This window comes from Floridaenema evergladense BLCC-F167 (genome assembly GCF_041929205.2).
In the GTDB taxonomy this organism is placed as follows: Bacteria; Cyanobacteriota; Cyanobacteriia; order Cyanobacteriales; family Aerosakkonemataceae; genus Floridanema; species Floridanema evergladense.
In genome coordinates this window covers 2,885,059-2,897,265 of record NZ_CM171625.1, presented here as the reverse complement: position 1 = coordinate 2,897,265, position 12,207 = coordinate 2,885,059, and the positions used below count along the sequence as shown (strand labels likewise).

11 protein-coding genes are annotated in these 12,207 nt (G+C 40.2%); 7 read left to right on the top strand and 4 right to left on the bottom strand.

The annotated features are described in order from the left end of the window. The first annotated feature begins 80 nt into the window (after positions 1–80). The 4 genes from ACE1CA_RS14285 to ACE1CA_RS14270 all read left to right on the top strand — a co-directional run bounded on the left by ACE1CA_RS14285 (position 81) and on the right by ACE1CA_RS14270 (position 3,774). A complete protein-coding gene (locus ACE1CA_RS14285) occupies positions 81–575 on the top strand; it encodes a DUF1269 domain-containing protein (RefSeq protein WP_413275526.1) in 495 nt (164 codons plus the stop codon). Between the two features lie 97 nt (positions 576–672). Further along, positions 673–1,449, top strand: a complete 777-nt coding sequence (locus ACE1CA_RS14280; RefSeq protein ID WP_413275527.1) for a hypothetical protein — start codon at positions 673–675, stop codon at positions 1,447–1,449. Between the two features lie 111 nt (positions 1,450–1,560). Further along, positions 1,561–3,126, top strand: coding sequence for an MFS transporter (locus ACE1CA_RS14275; RefSeq protein ID WP_413275528.1), 1,566 nt, complete (start codon positions 1,561–1,563; stop codon positions 3,124–3,126). Positions 3,127–3,372: 246 nt separating this feature from the next. Then, positions 3,373–3,774, top strand: coding sequence for a hypothetical protein (locus tag ACE1CA_RS14270; protein ID WP_413275529.1), 402 nt, complete (start codon positions 3,373–3,375; stop codon positions 3,772–3,774). 44 nt (positions 3,775–3,818) lie between these two features. On the opposite strand, the gene ACE1CA_RS14265 is transcribed toward ACE1CA_RS14270, so the two are convergent. The 4 genes from ACE1CA_RS14265 to ACE1CA_RS14250 form a co-directional block, all read right to left on the bottom strand. Then, positions 3,819–4,349 carry a phosphonate degradation HD-domain oxygenase gene (locus tag ACE1CA_RS14265; protein WP_413275530.1) on the bottom strand — a complete coding sequence of 177 codons (531 nt, stop codon included), beginning with the start codon at positions 4,347–4,349 and terminating at the stop codon, positions 3,819–3,821. A gap of 60 nt (positions 4,350–4,409) precedes the next feature. Beyond that, a complete protein-coding gene (locus ACE1CA_RS14260; protein WP_486517977.1) occupies positions 4,410–5,651 on the bottom strand; it encodes an AAA-like domain-containing protein in 1,242 nt (413 codons plus the stop codon). A gap of 173 nt (positions 5,652–5,824) precedes the next feature. After that, complete coding sequence (locus ACE1CA_RS14255; protein ID WP_459563543.1) at positions 5,825–7,339, bottom strand: adenylate/guanylate cyclase domain-containing protein; 1,515 nt, start codon at positions 7,337–7,339, stop codon at positions 5,825–5,827. A 247-nt stretch (positions 7,340–7,586) separates the two neighbouring features. After that, on the bottom strand, positions 7,587–7,838 hold the full coding sequence (locus tag ACE1CA_RS14250; protein ID WP_486517869.1) for a DUF4278 domain-containing protein: 252 nt from the start codon (positions 7,836–7,838) through the stop codon (positions 7,587–7,589). Between the two features lie 597 nt (positions 7,839–8,435). On the opposite strand from ACE1CA_RS14250, the gene ACE1CA_RS14245 reads away from it, so the two are divergent. From ACE1CA_RS14245 to ACE1CA_RS14235, 3 genes are all read left to right on the top strand, one after another. Then, positions 8,436–9,719: a DUF389 domain-containing protein gene (locus ACE1CA_RS14245; RefSeq protein ID WP_413275513.1), complete on the top strand. Its 1,284-nt coding sequence runs from the start codon at positions 8,436–8,438 to the stop codon at positions 9,717–9,719. Positions 9,720–9,836: 117 nt separating this feature from the next. After that, positions 9,837–10,817, top strand: coding sequence for a mechanosensitive ion channel family protein (locus tag ACE1CA_RS14240; protein WP_413275514.1), 981 nt, complete (start codon positions 9,837–9,839; stop codon positions 10,815–10,817). A gap of 20 nt (positions 10,818–10,837) precedes the next feature. Next, complete coding sequence (locus ACE1CA_RS14235) at positions 10,838–12,181, top strand: DUF2254 domain-containing protein (RefSeq protein ID WP_413275515.1); 1,344 nt, start codon at positions 10,838–10,840, stop codon at positions 12,179–12,181. The last annotated feature ends 26 nt before the right edge of the window (positions 12,182–12,207 follow it).

Genomic DNA, 12,207 nt, shown 5'->3' with positions numbered 1-12,207 from the left:
TTTTGTTTGTTAAACAATTAAGGGCAAATCAGTAAAAATTGCTATGTTGGCTCAATATTCAGTGAAGGGAAACTTAAATTATGGCAACATTGACGGTATGGAAATTTAGTACAGCTGACGGTGCAGATAAGGCTCTGAGCAAGCTAGAAGACTTGCAAAAACAGCAACTTATCCAGGTTATTGATGCGGCGATCGTTTCTTGGCCCCAAGGTCGCAAACGTCCGAAAACTTATCAAGCGATGAATACAGCAGGAGCAGGAGCATTAGGTGGTGCATTCTGGGGAATGCTGTTTGGACTGATCTTCTTTTTACCCTTCCTGGGAATGGCAATGGGAGCCGCGATCGGTGCAATTTCCGGTCATTTTACCGATTATGGAATTGATGACAGCTTTATCAACGATGTGAAAAGCAAAGTAACTGAAGGAACTTCCGCCTTGTTTTTGCTGACTGGTCAAGTGACAGTCGATAAAGTAGAAGCTGCTTTCGCCCCAGAAGAACGAGGCGAATTAATTCAATCTAACCTGAGCGATGAACAGGAAGCCAAGCTACGTGCAGATTTTGGCGTAGAAGCGTAATTTTAACAGGCTGGCTGCGGTTCTCTATCATGAGTATGAAAGAGCCGTAAGCCTAGCATTGTATTATCGGAAGATGGTTGGAAAAGGAAGCTAAATCATGCAATACCCCTTTGAGCGTTTGAGATTCCATTTTGTTGAATATACAGTGAGACAAGTTTGGCAGGATGGTAATGTCGCTACGACAGTAATGGATAGTCTGCAACAGGAACTCAACCGCAGCTTAACCAATGAAGAAGCGCTGAATCTCAAAGATCGCATTCAGTTACTCTGTTCTGAAACCGATAAGCTGCTTCGGAGTCGCATTCCCCACGACTTTCCATCTCGGCAAAAAGCTATTGAGCTATGGGGTTATCAACGAATCCAGCCGCTCCATCCCGATATTTATATCCACCACGAACAACCAACTCAATCCGATTTTGATAATCAGTTTGCTCTTCCTTCGTCAGAGGTTTGGGGATGGAATGTTGTGTATACATTCACAGGCGCATATTACGGCATTCAAACAGATGCAAGCGATTGGGCGGCAACTTCTTCGGCAGATTTAGGTTCTCTGGATTTTGTTCTGCAATCTGCACAGATACTCAAGACTTTTCCCAACTGTGAGTTGTTGGGAGATTTAACACCAGATAACATTGATTTATTTACGCTAGAAGCAGACGAATGCCGCAAAATTAATCAAACGCTGCAACAACAACAAGATGCTGTGACAGAGGCACTTAGCCAACTGATCCAAGGTGACGATCGCCTAACCCATGCAGCAACATTGATTAACATTTGGCAAACTCCCCTGCAAGCTGCCCAGAATCAAGGCATCGCTCAATTTAAGTATGGTAAACCAATCTATTCCATTGAATATACTGAGGTTGAAACTTGAGTTTGATTACTTCATAAATCTTTGATTTATCGAAATCTCAGTTCTCAGCCCTCCATTCTCAAAATCAGGGTTTTCTGCTCCCTGTCTCTTATTTCTTGAAACATTAAAGTTATGACTTCTGCAATCACGAGTCCACAACGCGATCGCGGGCGGTGGATGGTTTTATTTGCCTGTATTATTGCTGTGCTGATGGTGGCGATCGATTCAGGTATTCTGAATATGATTATCCCAGCAATTCAAAAAGACTTAAATGCACCCCAAGCAACGATCGGTTTAATGTCAAGCATTTCAACTTTAATGCTGGCAGCATTCATTTTGGGCGGAGGTACATTAGGAGATATTTACGGGCGACGTAGGTTAATTCTAATTGGTACAGGAGGCATTGTTGCAGCCGCAATTTTATCAATGTTGGCATCTAGCGCTGGTGCTTTGATTGGAATTCGGGCAATGGATGGGGTTTGTCAAGCATTGGTAAATCCTTTGGCGTTAGCGATTATTACTGTTACTTTTGATAAAGAAGAACGTCCGAAAGCGATCGGAATTTACGGCGCAACATTAGGCATAATGGGAGGTTTATCATCCCTATTAATTCAATATTTTAATCAGGCTTTTGGTTGGCGATCGGTCTTTACTTTAGTGATTGCACTCGGATTTCTGACTATTTTCCTCATGTTGCGGTTTGTCTCGGAAAGTAAAGCCGCTGGAAGTCACAAACTAGATTGGCAAGGAATTTTACTTTGTGCGATCGGATTATTCACCCTAATTTATGGCATTAGTCAGGCAAGTGGCGCTGGTGGTTTTTTCAGTGCGGGAGTGCTGATTCCAGTATTGATCGGACTGATAATTTTAGGCATTTTCATCTGGTGGGAAGTGCGTGTAGAATCGCCTGCACTGGAATTATCCCTATTTCAAAAACCTGCTTTTTCACTGGGAACTTTACTAATTTTATTGTTTTCCTTTGCTCAAACCGGAGTCTTTTTTCATCTTTCCAATTACTTCCAAGTTTTACTGAAAAAATCTCCCGTTGAATCAGCATTAATGTTGCTGCCTTTAACATTAGCGCTGTTTGTTTTTAACATCATTTCTGGTACTTTAGTTAATCGCTTTCAAATTCGCACTTTGATTGTTACAGGAACAGCAATGTTTGCTTTGGCAATGTTTCTGTTTTCGCGGTTGATTAGTCCTGATTTAACACTTTGGACATTGCTAATACCGATGTTGTTGTTAGGTGCAGGGATGGCGATCGCAAATATTCCGCGAATGAATGCCTTGTTAAGTTCTGCACCTCCAAATTTAGCAGGTGTGGCTTCAGCAACTAATAACGCATTCATGCAATTAGGAAATGCGATGGGAATAGCAGTAACAGTTGCTTTGGTGACAACTTTCGGGCGTAATTATTATTTTGACGAACTCACTAAAGCGGGATTGAACGAAGAGCGAATTCGGAAAGTAAACGAATTATTGCAGAAGGTTTTAAGTAGCGATTTACCTTCAATTTCTGCTCAATTTGCCATTCCTCAAGAGCAGTTGAAAGGTTTAGTTGGTAATTATCAGGCTGCTTTTACAGTTGGGGTAACGCAGATGATGTTGATGAGTGCGATCGCCCTTTTCTTAGCAGCAATTCTGTCCTGGTTTTGGTTACGTCATTATCAAAATACTCAAAAAACTTCCCTTTAAAATAAACTTCTCCCGCTGCTAGTTGGGTGACAGGTATTGAACTAAGGGTTGATGGTGGTGGTTCTTACAAGAGTAAAATGCCAAAAGGTGACGATGAATAATGCGTTGCAAGTTTGAGGTACGTTGTTGGGCTTTAGCCCCAGATTTAGCGCTAAAGCGCAACAACGTACTCTAGTACTTTTTTGAATGTGCCAGTTGCGTAAGTCCTGCTATTACTAATTACCAACTACCAACTAGAGGTTTTTTATGAAACAAAGAACGATTATTGTTAGTTTGCTGGCTTTTAATCTGACGTTGTTAGGATCGATCGCACCAGCATTAGCAGATAGGTGGGAATTTTTGGGAGAGCGAAGTGTTCGTTTAGTTACCGATCGCGACGTAATTCCAGTAAACTCTGGAAGACAGTATGCTTTCCTCAAATTAAGAGTCAAAGAAACGGGGATTGAAATTCTCAGTATGAGCGTCACTTTACGCAATGGCGTAACTCTTAATCCCCCTTTGCGACAATATATTGGCAAAGGCAAAGAATCAAGAGCGATCGATCTCCCAGGACAGGATCGTGCCATCCGTTATGTCACCCTAATTTATCGATCTCGTCCAGGTTCAACCGAAAGAGCAATTGTCCAACTTTACGGCAAAACTAGATAAATTCGCTAATCGAGCTTAGGCTTACAATCGACAAAAGATAAAGCTTAAAGTGCGTAAGTCATAAAATCCTCCAAAGATGGCGTTACCTGTCCGGGAATTTTTGCCTGTTCATCCCAACGCCGAAGTTGAACCGCATCTTCTGCAAATGGTAAGCTAATAAAAGCTGCCGCTTCCTCTGGGGAATAAATACCACCTTGCAAGATTAAACTCTGTTGCGAAGCAGGTGATAAACTGGCGAAATAGGACGGCTCAACAGCACAAAGGTAGCGTTTAGCTTGAACATGGAGGCGAATAGGTTCGGTAACTGCCTCTGAATACAAAGGACGTAACCAAGGAATTACGCGATATTCATGGCGATCGTCAAGTCCAGTTTGCAACCCATCTTCTCCTAAAGAGTGTACCAAATGCCCAAAATCATGAAGCAAGCAGGCTATCACTAGTTCATTACTTGCTCCACAATCTCTTGCCAAAGTAGCACATTGTAAAGCGTGTTCTAGTTGACTGACCGCTTCTCCACCATACTGTCGATCGCCACGCGATCGCAGAATCTCCACTATCTTGGTTTTAACCTTCATCTCTATGCTCTTCAAATTAGTCTATAAATAAGTAACGCAGTAATTGTTGTATTAAGGTAATTATGGCATAATTTGAAGTGATTCTAAAGTTAGATCTTGAGTTACTAAGTAATAGAATACTTGCTGCACTAAAAAAGGATGACCAGCTACAAGTTGCATTAATTTATCCAATTCGGTATTGGATAAATTTAGCCCATAATTTTGGGCTAGGTTAAATAATTGATTGGCTGTAAATTCTTTTAACTCGATCGCCAATCCTACATTCAAAATTGATTTATTAATATCTAAAAGCACAGAATCTTCTGAAGAATGGATAACAATCGATCGCAACTTTTTCCATTGTGGATTCCCGCTGCTTTCATACCAAGACCTGAGTAATGGAAAGAAATCATCACCTATTTGCGGGTGACGAGAGATCTCATCTACTTGATCTAATGCCAAAACCAAAACCCCATTGATTTCTGGTAATATGCAGTTTTCAAAATAGCTTGTGCAGTTTTCTTGGCTGTTGAATGTATTATTCCAGTATTGATCGACCTGATACGGTAGCTGAAGTTTACGGGTAAGTGCGGCACAAAACCAGCGCAAAAAGCGATCGCTATTTGTAAAAATAGTCTTTTCAGTTTTCTGCAAATTTAATGCTACTGTCTGCACATTAGCATCCTGTTGTTTTGCATGAGCCAGAATGCGGATCATCAAAGAGGTTTTGCCCATCTGACTGGGTGCATGAATCCGCACCAGTGTACCCGATCGCATTACCGCTTCATAGCACTGAACCTCAACCGGAGGACGTTCCACGTAGAGCGCAGAGTCCAATGGTAACACCCCAACAGGAGGCTCCAAGGATTTTAGATGAATAGTTCTAGAGGCTGCAAGGCTAAAAGATTTGAGATTTTTCCCCTCTTCCTGAATCGTCTCTGCTTGCTTGTTTCCTTGTTTGGCAATTTTCTCCTGTTCTCTCTCATTTCTCTGCACACTTTGCCCTACGCAATCTGCCCGTTGTGCCAAAACTGCCATCAAGTTGGTTTTGCTAACTTTCTCACCCAAGCTAGAGGAGAGGATTTGCCACAACTTAGGCCCGACATCATGCTTGATATATTCAGGAGCATAGCTATATTCTTGTGCAATCTGGTCGTATTTCTGCCCCTGCAAAGCTCCTCGCAAAACAGCCACTTCAATATTTTTTAAATGTCTGGCTGTTTGAGCAAATACGGCTGTATCAGCAATCTTGAGCGCGATTTCAAAAGGAATTAAACTCTTTGCATTCATTTTCTCGATCGGCTGTACGCTTTGTAATACCATCACATTTACACTCTCAATTTTCTACTTTGCAATCTTCAGGAAGGATTTATCTTATCCCCATTTGATTCTCAGTTTGTCCCATTAAAATTCCGCTGGAAAGATCAATGTGGATCAGTTAGCCATTGGTAAAATTGGTCTTGACAAAATCGTTTTTATGTAATACTAACTAAAGCTTACGGGTGTCTTCCTTTGAGCCAGTAAGTAACCATTTCTCCCTTTCCCTTAATTGTAAGTTTACCTCGTTTTTCAAATAAGTATTTGTCTTTCAAACATTGATAAGTTGCTTCTGTTACCTGAATACAACCGGGTAAACTATGAGATTCCATCCGGCTGGCGGTATTGACGGCATCTCCCCACAAATCGTAGATAAATTTTTTACTACCAATTACCCCAGCAATAACAGGCCCAGTATTAATGCCAATTCGCAAGCTGAGGGGTTCCATGCCTTCAACTTGAAAGTCCAGTTTGGCGATCGCGTCGAGCATATCTAAAGCCATTTGAGCGATCGCTTCGGCATGATCGGGGCGCGGAATTGGTAAACCTCCAGCTACCATATAATTATCGCCAATCGTTTTGATTTTTTCTAATCCATGCCGATCGCTCAAATCATCAAAAGTAGAGAAAATTTGATTTAATAAAGCGACTAACTCATTGGGAGAAATTAGGGTTGAAAGAGTTGTAAATCCAACAATATCAGCAAACAAAACACTCACTTCGGCAAAGCCATCACAAATACTACGGCGACCTTGTTTTAATTCTTGGGCGATCGGTTCTGGTAAAATATTTAACAGTAATTTTTCGGCTTTGTCTCGTTCCGTTTGCGCTTCTGCTTCCGCCTGTTTGCGGCGACTCATTTCTTCATAATTTCGCAAAAATGACTCATTAAAAGCAGCGATCACTTCTCCCAATTCATCCTGACGATTTACCGCCATTAAATAAGATTTCGGGTTAATTCGATCTTGTTGTAGAGCGATCGATGCTTCCATCAAACTATCTCGGAGTTTTAAAATCGGCACAATTACCACAGATTGCACTACACTCATTGTTACAAAGGTAATAAACGCAGAAATTAGTAACACAATTCCCACAACTCTAGCCACATAGACATAAAGTTCTTGTTGAATTGAGAGTGCATCGTGACGAATAATCAAAAGATAATCATTTCCCATTTCTTTTGGGAACCAAACAGCATCATAACGCTGCTCAAATTTAAACCATCTTTGTTGCATTTGTTGTTGGCTAACCATTTCCCAGGATAAACTGGGTTGTTCGCCAAACTTGCCTAACTCTTTACCATCTGAAGCTCGATATAACACACCTCCCAACAAATCCTTTAACATCGGTTTATTTTGAAGTGCTTGGATACGAGTTAGTAACTCTTCTGAAGAGGCATTTGGGTAAGTCCGCACAATCCACTCAATTTTTGCTGAAGTCACCTCTTTGAGTTGATTTTCTAGTTCCTGACTCTTTTGGTTTACTGAAGGAATAAAAACTACTCCCTCAATGACTATAAAACTGGCAAAGACAGAGAGAGCTATTCGCCGTGAGAGTCGAGTTTTGTAAGAATCAAAGAGATGAGTTTTCAAGGAAAGTGACTGTGAATGAGTGATGTTGTTTACTTTATCGGTGGATCGGGCTTGTTTGCCTACGATCGCGCTGAATAAAGTGTAAATATTTGTTTGGATCATAATACTTATAACAGAGTTGAGCAAGCATTGAGCTAATATCTGATTGTAGGTTACACCCAGTAGCAATTAGCTAATCTAAAAGTTGTATACACCCTGTTAGAAAATTTGAATAGTTATTTCTGTCACACTGCACTTGGTTAATTGTATGTAATTCGGATTTTTTCCCAGTAAAAAGCGAGCGCTCAAATTATTGAGCCAGAGCGATCGCTTCCACTCTCATCAAAAGCGATTTATTACCTGGCAGCGACTAATTTAAAGTGTCAACTGCCTCTCCATGATAGTAGGTAGTACCACGATAGGAGAGCTTTTGATTTGCTACTGGTGCGATCGCTGGAGAACCTACGGAACAATATTTATTACCTCGATAAGAAAGTTCGATATTGTGTCGGGGTGATGAAATCGTAGGGAAATATTTAGCACCCCGATAGCAAAGCTGGGTATTATTTTGTAACAATGAAGATGTATCAGAATAGTTAGCACCGCGATTTACGAGTTGCATAGTCGTTGCTCCAAAAGTATTTATTGATGATGTCTTATTTATAGAATGAGCTAATCTTGAGGTCGATACAGAAAAGTTAAGGAGTTGAGAATAGGTGACAGTTTTCGAGTTAAGTTTCGGATAGGGTAAGTTCAGATTTTGAAGGTATGGGTTGATTTGCAAGTTGTGTGACGATTCTGGCTACCAACCTAAGCCGGGACATTTGGTGGCATCGTGATTTCAAGGATTTAAAGGAACTCGCCTGAGATTTTTCTAAAAATCAATAGTCAATAAAGCGTATTACAATACTACTTAAGCCAGAAATAATAATTCCTATTTATTAAGATTTGCTTGGGGAGATTGCTACTAAGCTGTCACGCATTTAAATCACTTATTAAGATTGCAGGGGAGCAGGGGGGCAGGGGGGCAGGGGAGAGAATTAGACGAATTTTCTTCTGTTTCCAAACAATCCAATTTAAATGCGGAACAGCTTACAGCAGTCATACTCTTACCCAAATTTGCCTCTTACCCTAAAGAAAAAATAATTAAATACTCCTCTAGCTAGAGAGATAAATACTTTGTGATATGTGAAATAAATACAAAAGAAGGTAAAATAAAATGCGCCAATTAATAGTACAAGTCCCGCGTGGTTGCGGCAAAAATGTCCTTAATATTGCTAAAGATTGTAAAGGAACAAACCTGGCTCAATTGGAAGCAAATAGCGGCGATCAACTCATTGATGTAGTTATCGTTCATGTCTCTAATCAGAGAGTGGAGGAACTGCTAGGCAAGTTAGAAGAAATAGATAACTTGCACGTTACTATGTTTCCTCATGGTGTAATTGCTCTTAAACCCCCAGCTTCCGAAACACCGGAACAAGTAACAAATGTACAGGAACGTAGCCCAATTGAAGTGTTCATTGGTGGGTTGCAGAGTATTGGTTCTTGGCGTGGCTTTTTAGGATATGCAGCGACAGCGGGTGTTGTGGTTTGGATTGGTTTATATACAAGTACAACTTATTTGTTAGTTGCGGCGATGCTAATTGCACCCTTTGCTGGGCCTGCAATGAATGTGGCGATCGCTACTGCTAAAGGTGACAAAAAATTGCTCAAGCGGTCTTTACTGCGCTACTTTGTCGCTTTGTTAGTAACTATTTTAGTAGCTGCGGCACTCAGCCTAATTTTTCAACAAGAAATTCCGACCAGTTTAATGGTACAAAATAGCCAAATATCAGCAGTAGCAGTATTACTACCTCTAGCAGCAGGAGTAGCGGGTGCTCTCAACCTAATGCAATCAGAAAGAAGTAGTTTAGTATCTGGTGCTGCTACTGGGATGTTAGTTGCAGCTTCCCTCGCCCCACCAGCGGGATTAGTAGGCATGGCAGGTGCTATAGGTAGATGGGATATGAGTATTAATGGGATTTTTCTATTACTTCTGCAACTTGTCGGCATTAATTTGTCAGCTGCAATTATTTTCCGCATCTATGGTTTATCTGCTCAAGGAGTGCGCTATCAACGTGGTAAGAAATGGTTATTTCCATCTTCTGTCGCAATCACAATAGTAGGACTGATAGGTTTATTAACTTGGCAGTTATGGAGTTCTCCAGAACTTCAGCGTTCTACTCGTTCTCAACGTGCAACTGCTCAAATCCAAAAAGCTGTTAATGAAAGTAATTTAGCAGAATTAATTGAAGCCAATGTTCGCTTTACTCGCCCTAGTATTCAAAGGCAAAATACACTACTCGGCGTGGTTTATGTGCAACGCAAATCAGGTGTGACTGTATCCGATCGAGAAATCCGCCAACGTCTTACTAATGCTATTCAAAATCGGTTACTTCAACAAGGATTTAACATTACACCACTAATTGATGTCAGCGTACTTGAATCACCAAAACGTAGTTAATGCACTGCTACTCCAAAGCATAAACTTTTGCACATTGAATAACTGAACTTATGGTAGATTTTTAACTTGCGCTTTTACTTATAACATCAAGTAATAATTGATGAGTTAGGAAGTGCAATGAATATAAAAATATCGGCAGTTTGGCAACAGTTGCAGAGCATGATGAATGATTTCTTAGCTCTGTTACCTAATCTGGCGATCGCAGTAATCGTCTTTTTCATCTTTTTCTTTATTGGTAGAGCAGTTAAAAGAATAGTTAGAAGATTAACACGCAACCGTCGCCAAGCACGGAATTTAGGATTAGTGCTAGGAAGATTAGCTCAGGGAGCTATAGTTTTGGTGGGGCTATTTGTGGCTCTATCAATTGTGATTCCTTCGATAAAAGCTAATGATTTGGTGCAATTATTAGGAATTAGTGGGGTAGCGATCGGTTTTGCTTTTCGGGATATTTTGCAAAACTTTCTAGCAGGAATTTTGATTTTGTTAACCGAACCATTTCAAATCAATGACCAAATTGTATTTAAGGATTTTGAGGGAACTGTTGAACATATTGAAACCAGAGCGACAACAATTAGAACTTATGATGGACGACGCATAGTAATTCCAAATTCCGAACTTTTTACTAATTCAGTAACAGTTAATACTGCTTTTGAAAACCGGAGGTTACAATACGATATTGGCATTGGTTATGGTGATGATATTGAACGAGCTAGGCAATTAATTCTAGAAGCAATGTACGAAATTCCAGAAGTTTTAAGAGAACCTGCACCGGATGCAATTGTAGTAGATTTAGCTGAAAGTACTGTGAATATTCGTGCTCGTTGGTGGATTCAACCTCCGCGAAGATCTGATGCTTTAGATTTGCAAGATAAAGTTTTAACTGAGATTAAAAATAAGCTGACTGCTAATGGTGTCGATCTACCATTTCCCACCCAACAAATTCTATTTCATGACCAAACAGAGGAGACAGATGGCGATCGCATCCGTCAACGAGAAGGTTGGCCTGTTGGCAAAAAGGAAGCTCCAAAACCTCGCAGTATAGGCGGTTCTTTGCGAAAATTAGTTGAATTACAAGCAAAAAAAGATAGCAATGGTTAATCTTCATTTAATAATAAATCATGAAAAATGTTAAGCTAGCAAAAATGTGGGATTCGCTCCATTCTAGCTACTGGTTTTTACCGTCAGTAATGGTTTTAGGGGGAATTATTTTAGCTTTTACTACCCTCACCCTTGACCAGACAGATAAGGTAAAGATGGAGCGATGGAGTTGGATTTATACAGGTGGGCCAGAGGGGGCGCGATCGCTACTTTCGGCGATCGCAGGTTCGATGGTAAGTGTGGCAGCTACAGCATTTTCTATTACGATTGTGGCGCTACAATTAGCATCTGCTAACTTTGGCCCACGACTGCTCCGAAATTTTATGCAGGATACGGGAAATCAGATCGTTTTAGGGACATTTATTGGTACATTTATTTACTGTTTGCTGATTCTGCGAACAGTAAGAGGAGAAGATTACGAGTTATTTGTACCAGAATTTTCAGTCACAGTGGGAATTTTATTAGCGATCGCCAGCATTGCTGTCCTAATTTTCTTCATTCATCATGCTTCAACTATTATTCAAGCATCTCATGTAATTAAGAGCGTGAGCGTGGATTTGCATAGAGCGATCGAGAATTTATACCCTGAGAAAATTGGACATGGTAAAGACAAACAGGAAAGAGCAGTTGCCGAAATTCCTGAAAATTTTGCTGCCGCAGCTTACTCAATTCCAGCTTCTCAAACAGGTTATTTACAAGTTATTGATGATGAACAATTAATGAAAATAGCTTGTAAGTATGATTTGTTGTTACGCCTGGAATTTCGACCGGGAAAATTTATTATTAAAGGTAAAACATTAGTAATGAGTTACCCCGCTCAAAGGGTAAATAAAAAAGTTATCAAAGAAATAGGTAAAGTATTTATTTTAGGTAAAGAACGCACAGAACAACAAGATATTGGATTTCCGATCGAGCAATTAGTAGAAATTGCCATGCGTGCCCTTTCTCCAGGGATTAATGACCCTTTTACTGCCATTCGTTGTATTGAACACATCACCGATGGACTATGCCATCTTTCCCAAAGGAAATTTCCCTCACCTTACCGTTATGACAAAGAAAAGAATTTGCGATTAATTACCGAAACTGTAAGTTTTACTGAATTAATTGATAACGCTTTTAATCAAATTAGAATTTATGGAAAATCAGATTTAGCTGTCAATTTGAAGTTATTGGAATCAATAGCTATCATTGCCAGTTACACGGAAAATCCTAAATACAAATCTCATCTATATAAGCAGGCAGAAATGGTTTTTCGAGGTAGTCAGTCAGGGTTATTTGAGGAGCAAGACCGTTTAAATGTGCAAGAGGAGTATCAAAGAGTTATTCAAGCGATCGAAAGAAAATTAGGAGAAAATTATGCTTAGTGTAAATTGGCGAAGTTAAGCTGTTA

Bases quoted from the DNA above. Each gene is read 5' to 3' on its own strand.
- ACE1CA_RS14285 (WP_413275526.1), top strand. From the start codon at position 81: ATGGCAACATTGACGGTATGGAAATTTAGTACAGCTGACGGTGCAGAT.
- ACE1CA_RS14280 (WP_413275527.1), top strand. From the start codon at position 673: ATGCAATACCCCTTTGAGCGTTTGAGATTCCATTTTGTTGAATATACA.
- ACE1CA_RS14275 (WP_413275528.1), top strand. From the start codon at position 1,561: ATGACTTCTGCAATCACGAGTCCACAACGCGATCGCGGGCGGTGGATG.
- ACE1CA_RS14270 (WP_413275529.1), top strand. From the start codon at position 3,373: ATGAAACAAAGAACGATTATTGTTAGTTTGCTGGCTTTTAATCTGACG.
- ACE1CA_RS14265 (WP_413275530.1), bottom strand. From the start codon at position 4,349: ATGAAGGTTAAAACCAAGATAGTGGAGATTCTGCGATCGCGTGGCGAT.
- ACE1CA_RS14260 (WP_486517977.1), bottom strand. From the start codon at position 5,651: ATGGTATTACAAAGCGTACAGCCGATCGAGAAAATGAATGCAAAGAGT.
- ACE1CA_RS14255 (WP_459563543.1), bottom strand. From the start codon at position 7,339: ATGATCCAAACAAATATTTACACTTTATTCAGCGCGATCGTAGGCAAA.
- ACE1CA_RS14250 (WP_486517869.1), bottom strand. From the start codon at position 7,838: ATGCAACTCGTAAATCGCGGTGCTAACTATTCTGATACATCTTCATTG.
- ACE1CA_RS14245 (WP_413275513.1), top strand. From the start codon at position 8,436: ATGCGCCAATTAATAGTACAAGTCCCGCGTGGTTGCGGCAAAAATGTC.
- ACE1CA_RS14240 (WP_413275514.1), top strand. From the start codon at position 9,837: ATGAATATAAAAATATCGGCAGTTTGGCAACAGTTGCAGAGCATGATG.
- ACE1CA_RS14235 (WP_413275515.1), top strand. From the start codon at position 10,838: ATGAAAAATGTTAAGCTAGCAAAAATGTGGGATTCGCTCCATTCTAGC.